The organism is Mycobacterium rhizamassiliense (genome assembly GCF_900157375.1).
Taxonomy (GTDB): Bacteria; Actinomycetota; Actinomycetes; order Mycobacteriales; family Mycobacteriaceae; genus Mycobacterium; species Mycobacterium rhizamassiliense.
Map to the genome: position 1 here is coordinate 637,640 of NZ_LT721901.1, position 21,784 is coordinate 659,423.

Consider the following 21,784-nt stretch of genomic DNA (forward strand, 5'->3'; position numbering starts at 1 on the left):
TACGATGATCGCCCAATTATAGAGCACAACAACGGTCGAGTATGAAGCTCATGATCAAACATCATCCACATGACTACATCCCAGCCGCCGGTCACGACGCCTTCCTGCCCGGCTACGGCCTTATCACCCGCCTGGCCGGCTTCAACCGCGTCCACGACAGGCTCATCGCGCAGGCCGAGCTCGACGGCGACCACCGCGTCCTGGAAATCGGCTGCGGGCCCGGCAATCTGAGCGTGCGCGCCAAGCGCGCCCATCCCTCGATCTCGGTGATCGGCTCCGACCCCGACCCCCTCGCGTTGCGCCGGGCGCAGCGAAAGGCGGACCGGCTGAACGGGATTCGCTTCGAGCGCGGCTACGCGCAGCGGCTGCCGTACGCCGACGGCGAATTCGACCGCGTGCTGTCGTCGATGATGCTGCACCACCTGGACGCCGAGGCGAAACCGGCCGCGGGGGCCGAGGTGTACCGCGTGCTGCGGCCGGGCGGTCGGCTGCACGTCGTCGACATGGGTGGCCACATGACCGCCGACGACGGCCTGTCCGCCCGGCTCACCCTGCACAGCCCGATGGCGGCCGGCAACCTGGGCGACGCCATCCCGGAGCTGTTGCGCGCGGCGGGCTTCGACTGCGACGAGGTGGCCTCGCATCGGCAACGCTTCGTCGGCCGGCTCACCTACTACCGCGCGACGCGCCCCGTCTAGCGCTGGTCGATCGCCACCTTGACGGCGCCGCTGTCGGCCTGGTTGGCGATCGCCAGGAAGGCCTCGCGCCACTGCTGCAGCCCGAAGGTGTGGGTCAGCATGGGCCGCAGCTCGATTCGGCCGGCGGCGACCAGGTCGAGGTAGTGGGCGATCGCGTGCTTGCGCTCGCCGTCAACCTCCTCGAACCCGAAGGCGTTGGAGCCGACGAGGGCGATCTCCTTGAAGTACAGCGGACTCCACTCCCATCGGCCGGGCGCATGCACGCCTGCCTTGACCAGCGTTCCGCGGGAGGCCAGCACGCGCACGCCCACCTCGAAGGTCTCGGGCTTGCCGACGGTGTCGTAGACGACGTCGATCGCGCCGGGGTGCGCCATCGGCAGCCCCTGCAGCGGCTGGCGCAGCCGGCCACCGCCCCAGGCGACGAGCTCCTCGATGACGACCAGACGTGGTTCGTGCGCAAGGACTTTGGCGGCGCCGAACCGCCGGGCCAGCTCGGCCTGGGCGTCGAAGCGGGCGACGACGGCCACGGCCACGTCGGGATACAGCGCCCGCAGGATCGCCACCGCGCACAGCCCGAGCGAGCCGGCGCCGTAGACCAGGACGCGGCCCGAGCGGGGCGGCGGGTGCCGGGTGATCGCGTGCAGCGACACCGAGAACGGGTCGGCGAACACGGCCATCTCGTCGGGAATCGACTCCGGAACGGGGAACAGCATGCTGTCGTGCGCGGGCATCAGCTCGGCGTAGCCGCCGGTCACGTCGGCCGAGACGCCGGTGTGGATGCCGGGCTTGAGGTCGCCGTCGGTGAAGCTCCAGCAGAGGCTGTAGTCGCCGGTTTCGCAGGCCGGGCAGGGCGGCTCGATGCCCCGTGGCCCGCACGACAGCCACGGGTTGAGCACCACCCGCTGCCCGACGTCCAGCCCACGGGCCTTCGGGCCCAGCGCGACCACGTCGGCCACCACCTCGTGGCCCATGACCTGCGGGAAGGAACAGAAGCCGCCCATCGCGTTGTCGGCGTCGTCGGCGCCGAAGTCCATCAGGATCTGCTTGGAATCCGAGCCGCAGATGCCGGTCAGCCGCGGCCTGGTGAGCACCCAATCCTGGTGCGGCAGTTGCGGGTCCGGTACCTGCCGTAGCGCGGACGGGGTGCGGGACAGGTTCACGGTCAGCGCGTTTGCGTTGTCGGGGACCGCGAACGGCTCCGGGGGCACGCCGAACACGAGCGCCTTCATCGCGCCATCCCTACCCGTCTGCCGGCCGCGGCGTACGCCATGCGTACAGGTTGCCGCGAATCGCGGGAAGCGTACAGTGATGGAAGCTTGTTATATTGTCTAAGTATTAGCAAAGGTAAGCTAATTACGTACTTCCAAGAGGGGGAACAACATGACTTCCACCAGCTCCACCAGATACGAGGGCGACACCTGGGACCTGGCATCCAGCGTCGGAGTGACCGCCACGATGGTCGCGGCCGCGCGGGCGATCGCCACCCGCGCCGACCGCCCGATCATCGATGACCCGTTCGCCGAGCCGCTGGTCAAGGCCGTCGGCGTCGATCTGCTCTCCCGGCTGGCCAGCGGCGAATTGGACCCGGCCGAGCTGAACGACGTGCACGACGGGGCCGCCGGATCGGCCGGGGCGATGTCCCGCATGGCCGACAACATGGCGGTGCGCACCAAGTTCTTCGACGAGTTCTTCACCGACGCGACGAACGCGGGCATCAAGCAGGTGGTGATCCTGGCTTCCGGGCTCGATTCCCGCGCCTACCGGCTGGACTGGCCGGCCGGGACGGTGGTCTACGAGGTGGACCAGCCGCAGGTCATCGAGTTCAAGACCCGAACCCTTTCCGACCTGGGCGCCGCGCCGACCGCCGACCGCCGGGTGGTGGCCATCGACCTGCGCGACGACTGGCCTACCGCGCTGCGTACCGCGGGCTTCGACCCGAGCCAGCCGGCCGCGTGGAGCGCCGAGGGCCTGCTGGGCTACCTCCCGCCGGAAGCCCAGGACCGCTTGCTGGACACCATCACTGCGCTGAGCGCGCCGGGCAGCCGGCTGGCCACCGAGAGCGCACCCACCCCCGAGCCCGGTGAAGAGGAAAAGATGCGCGAGCGCATGTCGACCATCACCGAGCGCTGGCGCTCGCACGGCTTCGACCTGGACATGGCGGGACTGGTGTACCTCGGCGACCGCAACGAGCCGGTTCCCTACCTCTCGGATCGCAGTTGGTCACTGAGCAGCAGTACTATCCAGGAGCTGTTCGCGGACAACGGCTTTGCCCCGCTCGAGGACGACGACATGCGCATGGGCGAGATGCTTTACACCAGCGGCACCTTGGAGAAGAAGGCGAAATGACGGCCGAGACGGGACGCACCGAAGGCGACAGCTGGGACCTGGCCTCCAGCGTGGGAGCGACGGCCACCATGGTCGCCGCCTCCCGCGCGGTGGCCTCGCAGGGGGCCGACCCGCTGCTCGACGATCCCTGGGCCGATCCGCTGGTCCGGGCGGTGGGATTGGACGTCTTCATCCGCGTCATCGACGGGGAGATCAATTTCGAAGAGGACGCGCTGCTGAACCGCAAGACGCGCACGCAGCAGATGGCGGTGCGGACGCGGTTCTTCGACAACTTCTTCCTCGACGCCGGCAAAGACGGTGTGCGCCAGGCGGTGATCCTGGCTTCCGGGCTCGACACCCGGGCCTACCGGCTGGTATGGCCGGCGGGGACGGTGGTCTACGAGATCGACCAGCCGGAGGTCATCGCGTTCAAGACCGAGACGCTGGCCGGCCTCGGCGCCACCCCGACTGCCGAGCGCCGCACCATCGCCATCGACCTGCGCGACGACTGGCCCGCGGCGCTGCGCGAGGCCGGGTTCGACGCCAGCCGGCCGACCGCGTGGAGCGCGGAAGGCCTGCTGCCCTACCTGCCACCCGAGGCCCAGGACCGGCTGTTCGACCACATCACCGCGCTGTCCGCGCCGGGCAGCCGGGTGGCCACCGAACACATGGCCGACCCGAACGTGTTCAACGACGAACGCCTGCAGCAGATCACCGACCGGTGGCGCAGCTTCGGCTTCGACATCAATGCGGGCGACCTGTTCTACCGGGGCGAGCGCAGCGTGGTCGTCGACTACCTGAACGGCCACGGCTGGCAAGTGGCGGAGCATCCCACCAGGGAGCTGTATGCCCGCAATGGGTTTGAGTTCCCCGAGGATGTGCCGACGCCGTTCGGCGACATGAGTTACGTGGCGGCGACCCTTCGATAGGGTGGACTAGTGACACGCTCTCACGACGATAACTGGGATCTGGCGTCCAGCGTGGGCGCCACCGCAACCATGGTCGCGGCCGGCCGCGCCATGGCGACCAAAGATCCACGCGGCTTGATCAACGATCCGTTCGCCGAACCGCTGGTGCGTGCGGTCGGCGTGGACTTCTTCATCAAGATGATGGACGGCGAGCTCGATCTCGACGCGATCGAGAACGCCAATCCGACGCGCATCCGGGCGATGATCGACGGAATGGCGGTGCGTACCAGGTACTTTGACGACTACTTCGTCAATTCCACCGCCGGCGGGGTGCGTCAGGTGGTCATCCTCGCGTCGGGCTTGGACTCGCGCGCCTACCGGCTGCCCTGGCCCGCCGACACGGTCGTCTACGAGATCGACCAGCCCCAGGTGATCGAGTTCAAGACCACCACCCTGGCGGGTATCGGCGCCGAGCCCACCGCCACCCGACGCACCATCCCGATCGATCTGCGCGCGGACTGGCCCACGGCGCTGCGCGGCGCCGGTCTGGACACGACGGCGCCCACCGCCTGGTTGGCCGAGGGGCTGCTGATCTACCTGCCGCCGGAGGCCCAGGACCGATTGTTCGACAGCATCACCGCCCTGTCCGCCCCGGGCAGCACCATCGCCACCGAATTCGTGCCCGGCATCATCGATTTCGATGCCGACCGGGTCCGGGAGATGTCCGGCTCGTTCCGGGATCACGGCGTGGACATCGACATGGCCTCGCTGGTGTACGCCGGCGAGCGCAACCACGTCGTCGACTATCTGGGGGGCAAGGGCTGGGACGTCGAAGGAGTGACCCGAACCGAGTTGTTCGGGCGCGCCGGCCTCGACATACCCACCCCGGATACCGATGATCCGCTGGGCGAAATCATCTTCATCAGCGGAGGGCTCAGCGGCGAGCGCTAGAGCCGCGACTCCCCCAGCCATAGCGCGCTGGTGCCGCTCAGCACCTGCTCGACACCCTCGATGATCCCGGTGATCGAACGGCCGAGCAGCGCGCCCACCGCGTCGGTCAGCGACGCGGCCGGTTGCGACGACTCCCGGGGCCGCACGATGCTCAGCAGCGAGGAGGTCGGGAAGCTGACGATGCGCACGTCGGTATCCTCGTCCAGACCCGCCAGCACCTTGGCCCTGCGCACGGCGGTGCGCAGGCCGCCGAGTTCGTCGACCAGGCCACGTTCCAGGGCGTCCGCGCCCGTCCAGATCCGGCCGCGGGCAACGGCATCCACGGCATCGGTGGTCATGTTGCGGCCCTGCGCGACGCGCTCGACGAAGTCGGTGTAGAACAGATCCGCCTCGGCCTCCCGATGCGCGCGCTGCTCCGGGGTGAAGGGCGTGTCCATCGACCAGGCATCCGCGTTTGCGTTGGTACGCACCGCATCTGACGCGACGCCATAGCGCTCCTTGAGGTCGCGGATTACCAGCTTGCCGGTGATGACGCCGATTGAACCGGTGATCGTCGCCGGATTCGCCACGATCGCATCGGCATTCATCGCGACGTAGTAGCCGCCCGACGCCGCGACCGAACCCATCGACACCACCACCGGTTTGCCGCGCTCGCGGGCCCGGGTCACCTCACGCCAGATCGTCTCCGACGCGGTGACCGAGCCGCCGGGGCTCTCCACCCGCAGCACGATCGCCGACACCGAATCGTCGGCGGCCGCCTCCCGTAGCGCCGCCGCGATCGTGTCACCACCGGCCGACGAATTCCCGATGGGCAGGAACTGGCGGCCGCCGCGTCCGTTGACGATCGGACCCTCGAGGGTGACGACGGCCAACGTGGGCTTGGGTTTGCGACCCGGAATCGACGGCACCGGCGGCATCGGCCACGGCCGTGACGCGCCGGCGTAGCGGACCAGATTGAGCCGCGGCGGCTTGCCCTCGCTGTCGCTCGATTCCGGTGAATAGTCCTCGACGCCAACGAGTTCGGCCATCCGCGCGTGCGCCTCGTCGCGGAAGCCGATCCGGTCCACCAGCCCCGCGGCCACGGCGTCGTCGCGCAGCAGGGGCGCCCGGTCGGCGAGCGCGTCGAGCCCGCCCGAATCGATGTTGCGCGAGCCCGCGATCGCCTGCCACACCTGGCCCTGCAGGCTCTCCAGCATCCGGGTCACCGCCTCGCGATGACTATCGGTGAACCCGCCTTCGGTGAAAAGGTTTGCCGCCGACTTGTATTCGCCCTTCGCGATGAACTCGGCCTCGATACCCGCCTTGTCCAGCGCGCCGCGCAGGAAGGTCGCATTGCTGGCGAACCCGATCAACCCGACGGTTCCCGACGGCTGCATCCACACCTCGCCGAACGCCGACGCCAGGTAGTACGACAGGGTGCCCGGATAGGTCTCGGCCCAGGCCAGCGACGGCTTGACCGCGCTGAACGCCGCGATCGCCTCGCGCAGCTCCTGGACCGCGGCCGCCGGTGACGCGTCGAGCTGGACCCGGGCGATCAGCCCGGCGACCCGCGGGTCGTCGGCGGCCCGGTGGATCGCGGCGACCGCGTCGCGCAGCGTAATCCCCCGACCGCCCCCGGTGATGATCGACAACGGGTCCAGCCCGGTCGTCTCGGGCGGCAGCGTGCGCAGGCTCAGCTCGAGCACGCAGCCACTGGGCACGCCGTGGTGGCGAGCGGTATCGACCCGCCCGGCCAGGGCCCGCACGTCGTCGACACCGGGGATAGAAGGCAGAAAGGCGAACATGCTCTGCAGCGTACCGATCTGTCGCCGTAGGGTGGTTTGGTGAGGTTTTCGATCGCGATCCCCCAGTTCGATTACGACGGCTTCGACGGCGACGGGCTGCGCGCGTATCTGAGGCGCGCCGAGGACCTCGGGTTCGAGGGGGTCTGGGCGCTCGAGCAGACCATCGGCCGCGGGCCGCTGCTTGCGCCGCTGGAGTTGCTGTCGTATGCCGCGGCGTGCACCGAGCGGCTGCGCCTGGGGGTGGCCGTGCTGGTGCTGCCGCATCACGAGCCGCTGCAGCTCGCCTCCGCGGTGACAACGGTCGACCGGATCAGCCACGGTCGGCTGGACATCGGTGTCGCGCCGGGCCGCGGCGGGCCCTCGCTCGCCGCGTTCGACGTCGACAAGGACACCTTCATCTCGTATTTCACCGAGAGCCTGAAACTGATGAAGGCGGCCTGGTCCGACGAGCCCGCCGTGACGTTGCACGGCAGATTCCGCGACGTCGACGGCCTTCCGTTCGCGCCCAAGCCGGTGCAGCGACCGCATCCGCCGATCTGGTTCGGCGGCATGGCGCCCAAGGCCTTAGCGCGGGCGGTGCGCCTCGGCGACGCGTTCATGGGCGCGGGCGCCTCCAGCACCGAAGCCTTCGCCCAGGCCGTCCCGATCGTCCGCCGCGAGCTCGCCGAGCAGGAGAAGGACCCGGCACACTTCCCCATCAGCAAGCGCGTCTATCTGATGGTCGACGACGACGCGGCGCGGGCCCGCGAGCGGGTGCTCGCCGGCCTGGAACGCACCTACAGCGGCGCGATACCGGGGATCGAGGACGTGCCGGTGTCGGGGACCCCCGACGACGTGGTGCGGGGGCTGCGCGAGGCGATCGACGCCGGCGCTCAGACGCTGCTGCTCAATCCCGTCGGCCCCGATGTCGAGCAGAACCGCGAGCAGATGGAACGCCTTGCCGCAGAGGTCATTCCGCAGCTGCGCTGAATCCCCCGCAAGCGGGAGGTACCCCCAGCGAAAGCCCCCGACACGCAATGCGTGCGGGGGCTTTTCGCGTTGTCGCAGTTACAGCTCGGTGGCCGAACCGCCTGCGGCGCTGATCTTCTCGCGCGCGCTGCCGCTGAACTTGTGTGCGGTCAGCTCGACCTTGACGGTCAGCTCGCCGTCGCCGAGGACCTTGACCAACGAGTTCTTGCGAACCGCGCCCTTGGCCACCAGCTCGTCGACGCCGATGGCACCGCCCTGCGGGAACAGCCGGCTGATGTCGCCGACGTTGACGATCTCGTACTCGGTGCGGAACGGGTTGCGGAATCCCTTGAGCTTGGGTAGCCGCATGTGGATGGGCATCTGCCCACCCTCGAAGGTCGCCGGCACGTTCTTGCGCGCCTTGGTGCCCTTGGTTCCTCGGCCCGCGGACTTACCCTTGGAGCCCTCACCGCGGCCGACGCGGGTGCGCGCCTTCTTCGACCCGGGGGCCGGCTTCAGGTCGTGCAGCTTGATGGTCATTTGGTCTCCTCCACCTCGACGAGGTGGTTCACCACGGCGATCAGGCCGCGGGTCTGTGGGTTGTCCTCGCGAACCACCGACTGCCGAATCTTGCGCAGGCCCAGCGTGCGCAGGCTCTCACGCTGCTTCCAGCGTGCCCCAATGGTGCTGCGCACCTGGGTGATTTTCAGTTGAGCACTCATGATTGTGGCGATGCCTCTCGTGCTGCCGCCGCACTGGCCAGCGCGTCACTTTCGCGGCGCGCCTTCAACATTCCGGCGGGAGCGACGTCCTCGATCGGCAGTCCGCGGCGAGCGGCCACCTCCTCGGGACGCTGCAAGAGCTTGAGCGCCGCGACGGTGGCGTGCACCACGTTGATCGCGTTGTCGCTACCCAGCGATTTGGCCAGGATGTCGTGCACTCCAGCGCATTCCAGCACCGCGCGTGCCGCACCACCGGCGATCACACCGGTACCGGGGCTGGCGGGCCGCAGCATCACCACGCCCGCGGCGGCCTCACCCTGCACCGGGTGCGTGATGGTGCTGCCGATCAGCGGCACCCGGAAGAAGCCCTTGCGGGCCTCCTCGACGCCCTTGGCGATCGCGGCGGGAACTTCCTTGGCCTTGCCGTAGCCGACCCCGACCATGCCGGCGCCGTCACCGACGATCACCAGCGCGGTGAAGCTGAAGCGCCGACCACCCTTGACCACCTTGGACACGCGGTTGATCGCAACGACGCGTTCCAGGTAGTTGCTCTTGTCGCCGTCGCGGTCACGACCACCACGGCCACCGCCGTCGCGGCCACGGCCGCGGCCATCGCGGTCGCCGCCCCGGTCACCACGGTTGTCACGATTGTCCGGGGCGCCCTGCGACCCAGCAGACTGTTCCGCCATTATGCGGTCCTTCCAGTCATGTTCGTCATCAGAAATTCAATCCGTTCTCGCGCGCGGCGTCGGCCAGCGCGGCGATCCGTCCGCCGTAGGTGTATCCCCCGCGGTCGAATACCACGGTGTCGATGCCCGCGGCCTTGGCCCGCTCCGCGATCAGTTGACCGACCCGCACGCTGCGGGCCTTCTTGTCCCCGTCCAGACCGCGCACATCGGCCTCGATCGACGACGCGGCGGCCACCGTGGTGCCGGTCTCGTCGTTGACCAGCTGCACGTGAATGTGCCGCGCGGATCGATTCACCACCAACCGCGGGCGCTGCGGAGTGCCCGCGAGCTTCTTGCGCAGCCGTGCGTGCCTGCGCAGCCGGGAGACCCGGCGGGTTGCGGAAACGCTCTGCCCCACCGGCTTCCGCTCGGCAGTGGCTTGTTTTTGCGCCATGACTACTTACCTGTCTTTCCGACCTTGCGGCGGATCTGCTCACCCTCGTAACGCACGCCCTTGCCCTTGTACGGGTCGGGGCGGCGCAGGCGACGGATGTTCGCCGAGATCTGGCCGACCTTCTGCTTGTCGATGCCCGAGACGGTGAACTTGGTCGGCGACTGGACCGCGAATGTGATGCCTTCCGGGGCCTCGATCACCACGGGGTGGCTGTATCCGAGCGCGAACTCCAGGTTGGAACCCTTGAGCTGCACGCGGTAGCCGACACCGAAGATCTCCATCTTGGTTTCGTAGCCCTGCGTCACGCCGGTGACCAGGTTGGACACCAGGGTGCGGGACAATCCGTGCAACGAGCGGTTCTCCCGCTCGTCGTCGGGACGGGTAATCACGATGGCGCCGTCTTCGTTGCGCGCCACCGAGATTGGCTCGGAGATGGTCAGGTTCAGGGAGCCCTTGGGTCCCTTCACCGACACCTGCTGGCCGTCGATCGTGACGTCGACTCCGGCGGGAACCGGAACCGGCTGCTTACCAATGCGCGACATGGTTACCCCTCCTCACCACACGTACGCGAGGACTTCGCCGCCCACGCCCTGTCTGGCTGCCTGACGGTCGGTGAGCAGGCCGGAAGAAGTCGAGATGATCGCAACACCCAGGCCGCCGAGAACCCGCGGCAAGCTGGTGGACTTTGCGTACACCCGCAGACCAGGCTTGGACACCCGCCGCAAGCCGGCGATGCTGCGCTCCCGGCTGGGCCCGTACTTGAGCTGGACGATCAGCGACTTGCCGACGCGAGCATCTTCGGTCCGGAAATCGGTGATGTAGCCCTCGCTCTTGAGGATCTGGGCGATGTTCGCCTTGATCTTCGAATGAGGCAAGGTCACCTCGTCGTGGTACGCCGAGTTGGCGTTGCGCAGACGTGTTAAGAAGTCTGCGATCGGGTCCGTCATTGTCATGACAGTGTCTGTTACCTTCCTCGCGGTGGTTCCCGGCTAGGGCCTGCCGCGCGCCTGTCTTGTGTTGGTCTCTTGTCCTGTGCGGCCTGTTACCAGCTGCTCTTTTGCACGCCGGGCAATTCGCCCGCGTGCGCCATCTCGCGCAGGCAGATCCTGCACAGCCCGAACTTGCGGAACACCGCGCGCGGGCGACCGCACCTGTTGCAGCGCGTGTAGCCGCGCACAGCGAACTTGGGCTTCGCGGCCGCTTTGTTGACCAATGCCTTCTTAGCCATCTGCTCAGTTCTCCTTGAACGGAAAGCCGAGGGCCCGCAACAGCGCTCGTCCTTCGTCGTCGTTCGTCGCCGAGGTGACGACGTTGATGTCCATGCCGCGGACCCGGTCGATCTTGTCCACGTCGATCTCGTGGAACACCGACTGCTCGGCGAGCCCGAAGGTGTAGTTGCCGACACCGTCGAACTGCTTGGGCGAAAGACCGCGGAAGTCGCGAATACGCGGCAGCGCAATCGAAGTGAGCCGGTCGAGGAACTCCCACATCCGGTCTCCCCGCAGGGTGACCCGCGCACCGATCGGCATGCCCTCGCGCAACTTGAACTGCGCGATCGACTTGCGCGCCTTGCGGATCTCGGGCTTCTGCCCGGTGATCAGCGCCAGGTCGCTGACCGCGCCGTTGATCAGCTTGGCGTCCCGGGCGGCGTCACCGACGCCCATGTTGACGACGACCTTGGTCACGGTCGGGATCTGCATCACGTTGCCGTAGCCGAATTCCTTGTGCAGCGCATCGCGAATCTCGTTGCGGTAGCGCTCTTTCAGGCGCGGCAGCACCTTCTCTGCTGTGCTCATCAGATGTCCTTGCCGTTGCGCTTCGAGATACGGACGCGCTTACCGGACTCCTCGTCCAGGCGGTAGCCGACGCGGGTCGGCTTGCCGTCGGAGTCCACGACCATCACGTTGGACGCGTCGATCGGGGCTTCCTGAGTGACGATTCCGCCCGACTGCGCACCGCGCTGGTTGGTCGAAACCGCGGTGTGCTTCTTGATCGCGTTCACACCCTGCACCAGCACCCGGTTGCGTTCCGGGTAGACCTTGAGGACCTTGCCCTTGGCGCCCTTGTCTTTACCGGCGATCACCAGGACGGTGTCGTCCTTTTTGACCTTCATCTACAACACCTCCGGGGCGAGCGAGATGATCTTCATGAACTTCTTCTCGCGCAGTTCGCGCCCGACCGGCCCGAAGATGCGCGTCCCGCGCGGGTCGTTGTCGGGCTTGATGATCACCGCGGCGTTCTCATCGAACTTGATGTAGCTGCCGTCGGGACGCCTGCGCTCCTTGACGGTGCGCACCACCACGGCCTTGACGACGTCGCCGCGCTTGACGTTGCCGCCGGGAATGGCGTCCTTGACGGTGGCGACGATGACATCACCGATGCCGGCGTAGCGTCGCGACGAACCACCGAGCACGCGGATGCACAAGATCTCCTTGGCACCGGTGTTGTCGGCGACCTTCAGCCGCGATTCCTGCTGAATCACCTGATCTCCTGAACTGGTTCACGTGTACACGACAGGAGAACTCGCCTTGGTGAGCGGTGCAGCGAGCACTACCCACCAAAAAAACCTGACGTGCGCGGTCTTTGTCACCGAAAGGCACGCGGGGCCGATGTGCTGCAAATACCGGCCGAGGTCTGCCCAAGGCAACCCCTAGATACTAGGTGAAGACCTGCGTAGAGCCAAATTCCCGGCGGCACGCGCAATGCGCTCGCCGTTCGTTGGCTAATCGTTATGCGACACAGCACGCCACGGGGCCTTTTTTGCTGCGGGAAAGCCCCAGAATGCGGGCATGGCGGTAGTGCGCGAGCCGACGCGGCAGATGTCGCGGCAGGCCTTTCTCAGGGCCGCCGCGGGTGCTGCGGGCGCCTTGGCGGCGGGCACGGTCCTGGGGCCGGGCCGGGCTGCCGCCGCGCCGAACACCACCGGCTGGGACGGGCTGTCCACCGCCATCAACGGCCACCTGATACTGCCGGACAACGGGCAGTTCGGCGCGGCCAAGCAGGTCTTCAACACCAACTACAACGGCTCGACGCCGGCGGCGGTGGTCACGCCGACGTCGGTGGCCGACGTGCAGAAGGCGATGGCGTTCGCCGCAGCCCACAACCTCAAGGTCGCCCCCCGCAGCGGCGGGCACTCCTATATCGGCGCTTCCACGGCCAACGGCGCGATGGTGTTCGACCTGCGCCAGCTGCCCGGCGGGGTCAACTTCGACGCGGCCTCGGGGCAGGTCACCGTCACGCCAGCGACCAGCCTGTATGCGATTCACGAGGCGCTGGCCGCGGCGGGCCGGGGCATCCCGACCGGTACCTGCCCGTCGGTCGGCGCGGCGGGGCACGCCCTGGGCGGCGGGCTGGGGGCCCAATCCCGGCACGCGGGCCTGCTGTGCGACCAGCTGACGTCGGCCTCGGTGGTGCTGCCCGGCGGCCAGGCGGTGACCGCGTCCGCCAACAGCAACCCCGACCTGTTCTGGGCGCTGCGCGGCGGCGGGGGCGGCAACTTCGGGGTGACCACCTCGCTGACCTTCGCCACCTTCGCCACCCACGACGTCGACGTGGTGGTCCACAACTACCCGCAGCAGGCGTTCGCCCAGGTGCTGGTCGGTTGGCAGAACTGGCTGCGCACCGCCGACCGCAACAGCTGGGCGCTGGCCGACAGCACCACCGACGCCATGGGCCAGCACTGCCGCATCATGGCGACCTGCCCGGCCGGGTCCGGCGCCAGCGTGGGCAACGCGATCACGTCGGCCGTAGGCGTGCAGCCTTCCGGGACCGAGAACCACACGTTCAACTACATGGACCTGGTGCGGTACCTGGCGGTCGGCAACCTCAACCCGGCGCCGCTGGGCTACGTCGGCGGCTCCGATGTCTTCACGACGATGACGCCGGCCACCGCGCAGGGAATCGCCGCGGCGGTCAACGCCTTCCCGCGCAACGCGGGACGCATGCTGGCGATCATGCACGCGATGGACGGCGCCCTGGCGACGGTGGCACCGACGGCGACCGCCTTCCCGTGGCGCCGGCAGGCTTCGCTCGTGCAGTGGTACGTCGAAACGGGTGACCCGCAGGCGGCGACCACCTGGCTGAACACGGCACACCAAGCGGTGCAACAGTATTCGGTCGGCGGCTACGTGAACTACATTGAGGCCAACCAGCCGGCGTCGCGCTACTTCGGCCCGAACCTATCCAAGCTGAGCGCCGTGCGGCAGAAATTCGACCCGGGTCGAATCATGTTCTCCGGCTTGAACTTCTGACGACGAGGTAGCGCCGCTTAGTCGCCCTGCCGGAACCAGGCGATGATGTACAACGTCATCGCGGTCCCCAGCCCGATCAGCACCCACTGCACGACAGCCTGGTCGATCCACGAGCCCGGCGGCGGCGAACCGGGCAGGAAGTTACGCAGCGGGACGACGGCAAACAGCATTGCGGCATACCAGGTTCCGAATGGCGGCACGAACTTGCGCCGGCCCATCACCATCGGAATGGCGACCCACAGCGCCAGCGTGGGCAGGGCGATGAGAACCGCGATGATGGCCATGTCGAAGACCAACGGGCCCTTGGCCCGTTTCAGGGTGATCACCAAGCCCGCGTCGTCATCGCCGGCGGGTGCGAGCTCACCGGTATCGGTGACCCGGGTGACGGCGACGTCCCAGCCTTCCAGCGAGCCGGTGACCTCGACGCGACCCTGGAACTTTCTGCGGCCGTCGCCGGATCCGATGAACGTGTCCGCCGAGATCTTTTCCGTCTTGTACTGATCGAAGGGCCAGTTGCCGGGATCGCCGTGCGCCTCGATTTTGGTCTGAACCTGCGCCGGGGCCTTGCCAACCGGGAATACCAGGTCGCCCAGGTCGCTGGTCGGATACAGGCGCACCGCCACGTCCTTGGACAACACGTCGAAGCGCTTGTCGTAGGTCGAATCCGGCGGGTACACAAGCACATCCACCGTGAGGCGGTTCGCCGTGGTCTTCAGCTCGTCCAGGCGCAGCTGGACGATCGTGTAATTCCCGCCGCCCTCGCTCAAGTCCAGCGCAGGCAGTGGACCGGCGGATCGCTGCAGATAGTGGACGGCGAACAGCGACAGGGTGTAGGCGCCGATCACCATCAGCACGATGCCGACGGAAATCGTGATGCGTGATCGGTGCCGGTTGAAAGCGGCATGAAAGCGACCCAGCCGGGTGTGGGGGGGTTCCGGCTCGGACTGCGGTGGCGGCGCGTCGTCGTCCGGTGGTGGCGGCGGCGGCAACTGCGAGGTGTCGGCGGTCATCGGCCGCTTGCCGCGGCCGTTGCGGGGCTTTGCCCTGGCCGGTGGCGGCATGGAGCCAGTCGAGACGACACGACGTCCGATGCTAGCGAATGCCACGGGGTGTGGCTTACGAAATCCCATGTCACACCGACTTTGTCACCTACCGGCCAGGCAGCGTTCACCCAATGTGCGAGTCTTTGCGGCGACGGCGGCCGCATCGCGTCGACGCGTTGCTAGACCGACTCCCGGTTCACCACGCAGCGAAAGCCGATGTGCGTGGTGGCGGTGTCCTGCGATTGCGGCGACCGAGCCGCCGGACGGTAGCGGTGGCAGTACTCCGGCGCACACAGGTGCGAGCCGCCCTTCAGCGTCTGGCTGATGGCCGGATCCGCGGGCCCGGACGGCGTGCAGCAGGCCTTCGGCGGCTGATCGAGCCGATGGTGAGCGGAGAACTCGGTGACGGTCCACTCCCACACGTTGCCGACCATGTCGACCAGTCCGAACCCGTTGGGCGGAAACGTTCCCACCGGTGACGTGCCCACCCAGCCGAGTGCGCCGTCGTTGCGGTACGGGAATCTCCCCTGCCACGTATTGGCCATCAAGCAACCGTCGGGATTCGCCTCCTCACCCCACGAATAGGTGGCGCGGCTGTCGCCCCGGGCCGCGTACTCCCACTCGGCCTCGGTCGGCAGCCGCCGGCCGGCCCACCGCGCGTAGGCCGCGGCGTCGGAGTAGGCCACCTGCACGACGGGGTGATCACCGCGGTCGTCGATGCCGCTGTCGGGTCCCTCCGGCTGACGCCAGCTCGCGCCCGGCACCCAGTGCCACCACTGCCGCCAGTCACGCAGATCGACCGGGCCCGGCGTCGGGCGAAACACCAGTGCGCCGGCGCGCAGGTCGTCGGGATCGATGCCTGGGTACAGTGCCGGGTCGATCGGTTGCTCGGCGACCGTGACATAGCCTGTGGCGGAGACGAATTCGGCGAATTGCGCGGTGGTCACCGGATGCCGCTCCACCGCAAAGGAACCCACGGTGACGGTGTGGATCGGCGCCTCTTCCGGATAGAAGCTCGTCGAGCCCATGCGGAAAGACCCGCCGGGCAGGTCGACCAGCTCAGTCAGCACCACTTCAGGGTATGACGCGCCGGCGTACCCGCGGACGCTGCGTTGCCAGAACAGCAAAGCGATCCAGGCCTTGCCCAGTTCACCTGATGTTTGTTTGCGAGCCCCCTTGATAGCTGTAAATCTCGATGTGTGGCGAAATCGGGGTGAGCCGCGCCCCGGCACCGAACTCACCGCCGACGTCGGGCGCCATCGTGGCCGCCGCGGGGCACCATCCGACTCCGTCGCACCGTCTGTCGTTCCTAGGAGGCATGCATCGTGAAGCGCAATCGACCGGGTGCCGCCATCAGCGTCCTGACCGCGGCCGCCCTGGTGCTGTCGGGATGCAGCAAGCCGCATAGCGCCCTGGCCTACGCCAGCGGGGCGCGGGTCGATTGCGGTGGCAAGCAAGCCATTACCGCCAGCGGCTCGAGCGCGCAGGCCAACGCGATGACCGCATTCATCGCCGCCTTCACCAAGGCGTGCAAGGGTCAGCAGAACCTCACCTACAACGTCAGCAGCTCCAGCTTGGGGGTCAGCGACTTCCTTTCCGGCAAAACCGATTTCGCCGGATCGGACCTGCCGCTGACCGACGATCAGTACCCGGCCGCCAAGCAACGCTGCGGTGGCAACGACGCCTGGAACCTGCCCGTGGTCTTCGGCCCGATCGCGATCACCTACAACCTCAACGCGGTCGACAACCTGGTGCTCGACGCGCCGACGCTGGCACGAATCTTCAACGGCAGCATCACGCGCTGGGACGACCCGGCCATCACCGCACTCAACACGTCCATGCCGCCCGAGGACATTCACGTCGTGTACCGCGCTGACCCGTCCGGCACCACCGCACACTTCCAGGCCTATCTGCAGGCCGCCTCCGGTGGGGCATGGGACAAGGGCACCGGCAAGGTGTTCAACGGCGGGGTAGGCACCGGCGATCACGGCAACATCGGTACCGCGGCGCAGGTGAAGAACACCGAGGGCGCGATCAGCTACAACGAGTATTCATTTGCCCAGCAGCAGAACCTTTTTGCCGCCCAGATCAAAACCTCGGCGAGCCGCAAGTCGCTGCGCCCGGTGCGCATCGGCGCCGACACGGTCGGCAAGACCATCAGCAGCGCCAAGATCGTCGGTAAGGGCGACGACCTCGTACTCGATCTCTCCAGCTTCTACAACCCCAGCCAACCCGACGTCTACCCGATCGTCATGGTCACCTACGAGATCGTCTGCTCGAAGTACCCGAGCTCCGACGTCGGCCAGGCCGTAAAGGCGTTCCTGCAGGCCGCCGTCGGACCGGGCCAGGCCGACCTCGACAAGCGCGGCTACATCCCGCTGCCGCCGGACTTCCAGTCAAAGGTGTTCGGCGCCATCGACGCGATCACGTCGACTCCGGGGGCGACGAACGGGCTGACCGGCTAGGTCAGGTTTTTCGCTTCGGCTCTTTTCGATCGCGCTGCTGCCACCAGCCGACCAGGAACAGGGCCAGGGCGACGACCAGCGCTATCAATACCCAGAGCACGACGGCTTGGTCGATCCAGGAACCGTAGGGTGGACTACCCGGCAGGATGCTGCGCAGCGGCACAATCGCGAACAGCATTGCCCCGTACCAGGTTGTCATCGGCGGCAGGAACGACGTCCTGCCCAGCGCAACCGGAACGGCCACCCACAGCGCCAGCACCGGCAGGGCGATGAGCACCAGGATGATGCCGAGGTCGAAGATCAACGGCCCCTTCGCCCGCTGCAGCGTGATTACCACGTTGTCCAGCGAATTCGGGTTGGGATCATCGGGATCGTGCACGCGATTGACGCTCACGTCCCAGCCATCGAGCCTTCCGGTGACTTCCACTCGGGCGGCGGTCTTTTCGCGGGCCGGGCCGGACCCGGTGAACACGTCGGCCGCGATCGTGTCGGTCTTATACGAGTCGAACGGCCAGTTGCCCGGGTCACCACGCGCCTCGATGCTGGTGCTCACCTGCGCCGGCGCCTTGCCCACCGGGTACTGCAGATCACCCAGGTCGTTCTCTGGGTACAGTCGCACGGCCGCGTCGGTGGTCAGCACGCCAAAGTTTCGGTCGTAGAGCGAAGTCTTCGGGTAGACAAGCACATTCACGGTCAGGCGGTTGGCAACGGTGTCGAGCTTCTCGAGATGGACCGACACCACGCTGTCGTCTTCCTCGATCTTGCTGAAATCCACGCCCGGCAGCGGGGGGGCCGATTTGGCCAGCAGATGCACGGCAATCAGGGACAGGACATAGATAACGACAAGGGCCACGACAACCCCGAAGGCAATCGCGATGCGTCGTCCTCGCGAATCAGGGGGGGTCGGCGGCAGCGGCGGAGCTTCGGTCGTCATGGGGCCTCACCAGCAGTAGAACGAATAGGTCGGAGCCATCCCGAAAGGTACGGGGACAGATGCTAGCAAATCAGCACCGTTTCGGACGGGATAACGATCGCGAATCGCCCACCGGCATGCCGTCGACGGCGGGGATCCGTCTGCGGGTCGCGGCCGTGCCCGACGCTCAGTCGCGCGAAAACGCAAGCGCCAGTTCCCGTTCCACGTCCTCGTACGGCCGGCCCGACACGTCGATGGTGACATTGGCGATGCTGCCACCGGTGAAGATGAACGGCGCTTTGTAGCGGCTGGACACCCCGGATCCGCCATTTCGCCCAACGGTGATACCGGCCCCCGCCAGGCCAAAGGTGCCCGGGTGGGTGCTCACGTCGGCAAGGGTGCCGACCACGTCGTCGTCGATGTAGAGCGTGACGTCGCCCAGTGGGGTGTGGCTGTTCTCCACGGTTCCGGTGCGCGAATAGCGAGCCCCGAGCAGATGCCTGCCCAGCGGAACCGCGCCCGACGAGGACACCAGCTGCTGTATCTCGCCCAGGAAGTTGTAGACATAGTGCAAACGTCCGTCCTGGATGAAGAGGACGTGCCCGCCATGGGCGCCGCCCTGCTTGAAGAGGACACCTTCGGCGCCGGTGGTATCCACCGTCACGTCGGCCAGGACCGCGAACGAGCGGCCGCGCAGTTCGGCCGCCGCGCCGATCCCGACGTCGGCGCAGTCGGGATAGTAGATATAGCTGTCCCGTTCGCCGACCAAATAGGGCCGCTGCCGGCCCAGCGTTTCGAAGATGTTCAGGTCCGCCAGGGGCAGGCCGTTGTACTTGGCCGCTTCGGAAAACCACAGCGCCTTAAGCTCTTCCAGTTTCTCGGGCTGTTCGGTGGCCAGGTCGTGGCACTGGCTGCGGTCGGCCTCGATGTGGAACAGCTCCCAGCGGTCGGCATCGAAGTGCGACCAACCGGCCGGCGAGGCCGCATGGATGGTGTTGGCGAACCAGCCCTCGTGCCAAATCCCGCGGGTGCCCAGCATGGTGTAGAACTGGGTGGCCTTGCCGGTGTCAGCGGACGAATCACTAAGGGCCGCCTTGAAACTCACACCGTCCAGCGGCTTCTGCGAAATGCCCTTGACCGTCTCCGGTGGTGTCAGGTCCAGCAGGTCGTAGATCGTCGGGGTGATGTCGGCGACGTTGACGTAGTTGTCGCGCACCTCACCGTGCGCGGCAATTCCGTTGGGCCACGAGATGATCGCCGTGTCGGCGATGCCGCCCTCGTGCGAGGCATACCGCTTGTACAGCTTGTAGGGCGTGTTGAATGCCATCGCCCAGCCGATCGGGTAGTGGTTGTAGGTCTGCGGCCCGCCGAGCTGGTCGAACACCTTCATGCTTTCTTCGACGGTGTCGATGTAGCCGTTGAAGAACTTGCCCTCGTTCACCGATCCGTTCGGGCCGCCCTCGCCGCTGGCACCGTTGTCGGAGATCACCACGACGATGGTGTTGTCCAGCTGCCCGGACTCCTCGAGATAGTCCAGGATCCGCCCGATCTGGGCGTCGGTGTAGCTCAGGAACCCCGCGAAAACCTCGGCCATCCGGGAAAACAGCTTCTTCTCTTCGTCGTTGAGCGATTCCCACGGCCGCACCGTGTCCTGCAACGGCCACGTTTCCCCGTTGGGGCCCTTGAAGTCCAGATACGGGTTGACGGGCGACAATTCAGTGTCGGCCGGCACGATGCCCAGCGACTTCTGCTTTTCCAGAACGATCTCGCGGTAGCGCTCGTAGCCCATGTCGAACTTGCCTGCGTAGCGGTCCGCCCACTCCTTGAAGACATGGTGCGGGGCGTGCCCGGCGCCGGGGCACACATAGCTGAACCAAGGCTTGTCCGGTGCGATTACCTTGGCGTCACGGATGAATTCGATTGTCTTGTCGGCGAGGTCCTTCGACAGGTGGTAGCCGTCCTCGGGCGTCGCCGGCGGGTTCACCGGGTGGTTGTCGTAGACCAGGTCGGGATACCACTGGTCGGTCTCACCGCCCAGGAATCCGTAGAACCGCTCGAAGCCGCGCGAGATCGGCCAGTGCCGCTTCGTCGAGGCCATGCTGGATTCCTCGAGCGGCGTCAGGTGCCACTTGCCCACGCAGTAGGTGTTGTAGCCACGCTCGGCGAGCACCTCGGACACCAGCGCGGTCTCACTCGGGATGCGTCCGTTGCAGTTCGGGAAACCGTCGGTGAACTCCTCGATCGTGGCCATGCCGACCGTGGTGGCGTTGCGTCCGGTGAGCAGCGAGGCCCTGGTCGGTGAGCACAGCGCGGTGGTGTGAAATTGCGACAGCCGGATCCCGCGCTCGGCGATCCGGCTCATGGCGGGCATCTCGACCAGGCCGCCGAAGCAGTCCCACGTCGCGATTCCGGTGTCATCCCAGACCAGGTAGAGGACGTTCGGCGAGTTCTCCGGCGCGGTCGGCGCCGCGTACGGGCCCCAATCCGGCTCGGAATCGCGGATATCCAGCTCGATCTTGCCGTGGAACTCAGTCGCCATCCGCCGAGCGTAGCCCCACCGCGAAAATTTCCGATCTTTTTCGCGGTGCCGTCAGACTCGGCAAAGCAAAACGCCCGAGACCGTTGAGTCTCGGGCGTTTCGATGTCGTTCGGTGTTTACTTGGCCTTCTCGAGGATCTCGACGAGGCGCCAGCGCTTGGTCGCCGACATCGGCCGGGTCTCCATCAGCGAGACGCGGTCGCCGACGCCGGCGGTGCTGTTCTCGTCGTGCGCCTTGACCTTCTTGGTGGTCCGGATGATCTTGCCGTACAGCGCGTGCCGCATACGGTCTTCGAGCTCGACGACGATGGTCTTTTCCATCTTGTCGCTCACCACGTAACCGATGCGGGTCTTGCGGCGGCCGCGCGTCTTCGGGTTGGCCGGAGTGTTCTTGGGGCCCTTGTCCTTCGACGCGGCCGGCTTGTCGGCGGCCTTCTTCGGAGCGGCCTTCTTGGCTTCTGTCATCACGATTCCTTACCGTCTGGCCCGGACGCCAAACCGAGTTCTCGTTCCCGCAGGACGGTGTAGACGCGCGCGATCTCGGAACGGACCGTGCGCAGCCGACGGTTGTTGCTGAGCTGGCCGGTCGCCATCTGGAACCGGAGGTTGAACAGCTCTTCCTTGGATTCGCGCAGGCGCTCGGTCAGCTCCTCTTCGGTGAGCTCACGCAGTTCGCCAGGCGAAATGCCCACTGCCATCAGAACTGATCCTCTCGGGTGATGATGCGTGCCTTGATCGGCAGCTTGTGAATTGCCCGGGTGAGGGCCTCACGCGCGGTCTGCTCGTTCGGGTAGCTGAGTTCGAACAGCACCCGGCCGGGCTTGACGTTGACGATCCACCACTCCGGGGATCCCTTACCTGAACCCATCCGGGTTTCCGCGGGCTTCTTGGTCAGCGGGCGGTCCGGGAAGACGTTGATCCACACCTTGCCGCCACGCTTGATGTGCCGGTTGATGGCGATACGCGCGGACTCGATCTGCCGGTTGGTGACATAGGCGTGCTCGAGGGCCTGAATGCCGTAGTCGCCGAAGCTCACCGCCGTGCCACCGCTGGCGATGCCGCGCTGGCGTGGATGGTGTTGCTTGCGGTGCTTAACTCTGCGGGGAATCAACATGAT

26 protein-coding genes are annotated in these 21,784 nt (G+C 67.0%); 7 read left to right on the plus strand and 19 right to left on the minus strand.

The window, feature by feature from the left end:
• Positions 1–50: 50 nt before the first annotated feature.
• Entirely contained in the window at positions 51–698 is a 648-nt protein-coding gene (locus tag MRAB57_RS03150; RefSeq protein ID WP_083743576.1) for a class I SAM-dependent methyltransferase, read from the plus strand.
• On the opposite strand, the gene MRAB57_RS03155 is transcribed toward MRAB57_RS03150, so the two are convergent.
• On the minus strand, positions 695–1,927 hold the full coding sequence (locus tag MRAB57_RS03155; protein WP_077086260.1) for a zinc-dependent alcohol dehydrogenase: 1,233 nt from the start codon (positions 1,925–1,927) through the stop codon (positions 695–697). The two genes, MRAB57_RS03150 and MRAB57_RS03155, sit on opposite strands and share 4 nt — an antisense overlap.
• Positions 1,928–2,078: 151 nt before the next feature.
• Between MRAB57_RS03155 and MRAB57_RS03160 the strand changes: the two genes are divergently transcribed.
• Genes MRAB57_RS03160 through MRAB57_RS03170 form a run of 3 tightly spaced genes read left to right on the plus strand, consistent with a single transcriptional unit; the run spans position 2,079 to position 4,882 of the window.
• Positions 2,079–3,044: a class I SAM-dependent methyltransferase gene (locus tag MRAB57_RS03160; protein WP_077086261.1), complete on the plus strand. Its 966-nt coding sequence runs from the start codon at positions 2,079–2,081 to the stop codon at positions 3,042–3,044.
• Positions 3,041–3,952 (plus strand): class I SAM-dependent methyltransferase, encoded by a 912-nt coding sequence (locus MRAB57_RS03165; RefSeq protein WP_077086262.1) that lies wholly within the window; start codon positions 3,041–3,043, stop codon positions 3,950–3,952. The genes MRAB57_RS03160 and MRAB57_RS03165 overlap by 4 nt, the downstream gene beginning before the upstream one ends.
• Positions 3,953–3,961: 9 nt before the next feature.
• On the plus strand, positions 3,962–4,882 hold the full coding sequence (locus MRAB57_RS03170; RefSeq protein WP_077086263.1) for a class I SAM-dependent methyltransferase: 921 nt from the start codon (positions 3,962–3,964) through the stop codon (positions 4,880–4,882).
• Here the strand turns inward: MRAB57_RS03170 and sppA are convergent.
• Entirely contained in the window at positions 4,879–6,666 is a 1,788-nt protein-coding gene (gene sppA / locus MRAB57_RS03175; RefSeq protein WP_077086264.1) for a signal peptide peptidase SppA, read from the minus strand. The two genes, MRAB57_RS03170 and sppA, sit on opposite strands and share 4 nt — an antisense overlap.
• 39 nt (positions 6,667–6,705) lie before the next feature.
• Here sppA and MRAB57_RS03180 point away from each other — a divergent pair, with 39 nt between their 5' ends.
• Positions 6,706–7,635, plus strand: coding sequence for an LLM class flavin-dependent oxidoreductase (locus MRAB57_RS03180; RefSeq protein WP_077086265.1), 930 nt, complete (start codon positions 6,706–6,708; stop codon positions 7,633–7,635).
• Between the two features lie 78 nt (positions 7,636–7,713).
• Here MRAB57_RS03180 and rplO read toward each other — a convergent pair whose 3' ends face one another.
• The 10 genes from rplO to rplN form a co-directional block, all read right to left on the minus strand.
• Entirely contained in the window at positions 7,714–8,154 is a 441-nt protein-coding gene (rplO, locus tag MRAB57_RS03185) for a 50S ribosomal protein L15 (protein ID WP_077086266.1), read from the minus strand.
• Positions 8,151–8,336: a 50S ribosomal protein L30 gene (rpmD, locus tag MRAB57_RS03190; protein WP_077086267.1), complete on the minus strand. Its 186-nt coding sequence runs from the start codon at positions 8,334–8,336 to the stop codon at positions 8,151–8,153. Before rpmD ends, rplO begins: the two co-directional genes overlap by 4 nt.
• Positions 8,333–9,025 carry a 30S ribosomal protein S5 gene (gene rpsE, locus MRAB57_RS03195; protein WP_077086268.1) on the minus strand — a complete coding sequence of 231 codons (693 nt, stop codon included), beginning with the start codon at positions 9,023–9,025 and terminating at the stop codon, positions 8,333–8,335. Before rpsE ends, rpmD begins: the two co-directional genes overlap by 4 nt.
• A gap of 28 nt (positions 9,026–9,053) precedes the next feature.
• On the minus strand, positions 9,054–9,422 hold the full coding sequence (rplR, locus tag MRAB57_RS03200) for a 50S ribosomal protein L18 (RefSeq protein WP_108638040.1): 369 nt from the start codon (positions 9,420–9,422) through the stop codon (positions 9,054–9,056).
• Between the two features lie 38 nt (positions 9,423–9,460).
• Positions 9,461–10,000 carry a 50S ribosomal protein L6 gene (gene rplF / locus MRAB57_RS03205; protein WP_077086270.1) on the minus strand — a complete coding sequence of 180 codons (540 nt, stop codon included), beginning with the start codon at positions 9,998–10,000 and terminating at the stop codon, positions 9,461–9,463.
• A gap of 12 nt (positions 10,001–10,012) precedes the next feature.
• The gene (rpsH, locus tag MRAB57_RS03210; RefSeq protein WP_077086271.1) at positions 10,013–10,411 is read right to left on the minus strand and encodes a 30S ribosomal protein S8; all 399 of its coding nucleotides are present in this window, start codon (positions 10,409–10,411) and stop codon (positions 10,013–10,015) included.
• Between the two features lie 89 nt (positions 10,412–10,500).
• Complete coding sequence (locus tag MRAB57_RS03215) at positions 10,501–10,686, minus strand: type Z 30S ribosomal protein S14 (RefSeq protein ID WP_077086272.1); 186 nt, start codon at positions 10,684–10,686, stop codon at positions 10,501–10,503.
• 4 nt (positions 10,687–10,690) lie between these two features.
• Positions 10,691–11,254: a 50S ribosomal protein L5 gene (gene rplE / locus MRAB57_RS03220; RefSeq protein ID WP_077086273.1), complete on the minus strand. Its 564-nt coding sequence runs from the start codon at positions 11,252–11,254 to the stop codon at positions 10,691–10,693.
• A complete protein-coding gene (gene rplX / locus MRAB57_RS03225) occupies positions 11,254–11,571 on the minus strand; it encodes a 50S ribosomal protein L24 (protein WP_077086274.1) in 318 nt (105 codons plus the stop codon). Before rplX ends, rplE begins: the two co-directional genes overlap by 1 nt.
• Complete coding sequence (gene rplN, locus MRAB57_RS03230) at positions 11,572–11,940, minus strand: 50S ribosomal protein L14 (RefSeq protein WP_036352708.1); 369 nt, start codon at positions 11,938–11,940, stop codon at positions 11,572–11,574.
• 307 nt (positions 11,941–12,247) lie between these two features.
• Here rplN and MRAB57_RS03235 point away from each other — a divergent pair, with 307 nt between their 5' ends.
• A complete protein-coding gene (locus MRAB57_RS03235) occupies positions 12,248–13,708 on the plus strand; it encodes an FAD-binding oxidoreductase (RefSeq protein ID WP_077086275.1) in 1,461 nt (486 codons plus the stop codon).
• Between the two features lie 17 nt (positions 13,709–13,725).
• Here MRAB57_RS03235 and MRAB57_RS03240 read toward each other — a convergent pair whose 3' ends face one another.
• On the minus strand, positions 13,726–14,556 hold the full coding sequence (locus MRAB57_RS03240) for a DUF4436 family protein (RefSeq protein ID WP_077090362.1): 831 nt from the start codon (positions 14,554–14,556) through the stop codon (positions 13,726–13,728).
• A gap of 374 nt (positions 14,557–14,930) precedes the next feature.
• Entirely contained in the window at positions 14,931–15,821 is an 891-nt protein-coding gene (locus MRAB57_RS03245) for a formylglycine-generating enzyme family protein (protein WP_077090363.1), read from the minus strand.
• Positions 15,822–16,076: 255 nt separating this feature from the next.
• Here MRAB57_RS03245 and pstS point away from each other — a divergent pair, with 255 nt between their 5' ends.
• Positions 16,077–17,216, plus strand: a complete 1,140-nt coding sequence (gene pstS / locus MRAB57_RS03250; RefSeq protein WP_077086276.1) for a phosphate ABC transporter substrate-binding protein PstS — start codon at positions 16,077–16,079, stop codon at positions 17,214–17,216.
• A 1-nt stretch (position 17,217) separates the two neighbouring features.
• Here the strand turns inward: pstS and MRAB57_RS03255 are convergent, their stop codons facing one another.
• The 5 genes from MRAB57_RS03255 to rplP form a co-directional block, all read right to left on the minus strand.
• Entirely contained in the window at positions 17,218–18,150 is a 933-nt protein-coding gene (locus MRAB57_RS03255) for a DUF4436 domain-containing protein (protein WP_077086277.1), read from the minus strand.
• Positions 18,151–18,316: 166 nt separating this feature from the next.
• Positions 18,317–20,668 carry an arylsulfatase gene (locus tag MRAB57_RS03260; RefSeq protein ID WP_077086278.1) on the minus strand — a complete coding sequence of 784 codons (2,352 nt, stop codon included), beginning with the start codon at positions 20,666–20,668 and terminating at the stop codon, positions 18,317–18,319.
• 116 nt (positions 20,669–20,784) lie between these two features.
• On the minus strand, positions 20,785–21,132 hold the full coding sequence (gene rpsQ / locus MRAB57_RS03265) for a 30S ribosomal protein S17 (protein ID WP_077086279.1): 348 nt from the start codon (positions 21,130–21,132) through the stop codon (positions 20,785–20,787).
• Positions 21,132–21,365: a 50S ribosomal protein L29 gene (gene rpmC, locus MRAB57_RS03270; RefSeq protein WP_077086280.1), complete on the minus strand. Its 234-nt coding sequence runs from the start codon at positions 21,363–21,365 to the stop codon at positions 21,132–21,134. Before rpmC ends, rpsQ begins: the two co-directional genes overlap by 1 nt.
• Positions 21,365–21,781, minus strand: a complete 417-nt coding sequence (gene rplP, locus MRAB57_RS03275) for a 50S ribosomal protein L16 (protein WP_077086281.1) — start codon at positions 21,779–21,781, stop codon at positions 21,365–21,367. Before rplP ends, rpmC begins: the two co-directional genes overlap by 1 nt.
• Positions 21,782–21,784 lie beyond the last annotated feature (3 nt).

Coding starts and splice junctions, on each gene's coding strand:
- MRAB57_RS03160 (WP_077086261.1), top strand. CDS start 2,079: ATGACTTCCACCAGCTCCACCAGATACGAGGGCGACACCTGGGACCTG.
- MRAB57_RS03255 (WP_077086277.1), bottom strand. CDS start 18,150: ATGACGACCGAAGCTCCGCCGCTGCCGCCGACCCCCCCTGATTCGCGA.
- rplF (WP_077086270.1), bottom strand. CDS start 10,000: ATGTCGCGCATTGGTAAGCAGCCGGTTCCGGTTCCCGCCGGAGTCGAC.
- rpsQ (WP_077086279.1), bottom strand. CDS start 21,132: ATGACAGAAGCCAAGAAGGCCGCTCCGAAGAAGGCCGCCGACAAGCCG.
- rplP (WP_077086281.1), bottom strand. CDS start 21,781: ATGTTGATTCCCCGCAGAGTTAAGCACCGCAAGCAACACCATCCACGC.
- rplE (WP_077086273.1), bottom strand. CDS start 11,254: ATGAGCACAGCAGAGAAGGTGCTGCCGCGCCTGAAAGAGCGCTACCGC.
- MRAB57_RS03165 (WP_077086262.1), top strand. CDS start 3,041: ATGACGGCCGAGACGGGACGCACCGAAGGCGACAGCTGGGACCTGGCC.
- MRAB57_RS03235 (WP_077086275.1), top strand. CDS start 12,248: ATGGCGGTAGTGCGCGAGCCGACGCGGCAGATGTCGCGGCAGGCCTTT.
- MRAB57_RS03155 (WP_077086260.1), bottom strand. CDS start 1,927: ATGAAGGCGCTCGTGTTCGGCGTGCCCCCGGAGCCGTTCGCGGTCCCC.
- rpsH (WP_077086271.1), bottom strand. CDS start 10,411: ATGACAATGACGGACCCGATCGCAGACTTCTTAACACGTCTGCGCAAC.
- rpmD (WP_077086267.1), bottom strand. CDS start 8,336: ATGAGTGCTCAACTGAAAATCACCCAGGTGCGCAGCACCATTGGGGCA.
- rpsE (WP_077086268.1), bottom strand. CDS start 9,025: ATGGCGGAACAGTCTGCTGGGTCGCAGGGCGCCCCGGACAATCGTGAC.
- MRAB57_RS03150 (WP_083743576.1), top strand. CDS start 51: ATGATCAAACATCATCCACATGACTACATCCCAGCCGCCGGTCACGAC.
- rplX (WP_077086274.1), bottom strand. CDS start 11,571: ATGAAGGTCAAAAAGGACGACACCGTCCTGGTGATCGCCGGTAAAGAC.
- rplO (WP_077086266.1), bottom strand. CDS start 8,154: ATGACCATCAAGCTGCACGACCTGAAGCCGGCCCCCGGGTCGAAGAAG.
- rpmC (WP_077086280.1), bottom strand. CDS start 21,365: ATGGCAGTGGGCATTTCGCCTGGCGAACTGCGTGAGCTCACCGAAGAG.
- sppA (WP_077086264.1), bottom strand. CDS start 6,666: ATGTTCGCCTTTCTGCCTTCTATCCCCGGTGTCGACGACGTGCGGGCC.
- MRAB57_RS03260 (WP_077086278.1), bottom strand. CDS start 20,668: ATGGCGACTGAGTTCCACGGCAAGATCGAGCTGGATATCCGCGATTCC.
- MRAB57_RS03215 (WP_077086272.1), bottom strand. CDS start 10,686: ATGGCTAAGAAGGCATTGGTCAACAAAGCGGCCGCGAAGCCCAAGTTC.
- MRAB57_RS03240 (WP_077090362.1), bottom strand. CDS start 14,556: ATGGTGATCGGCGCCTACACCCTGTCGCTGTTCGCCGTCCACTATCTG.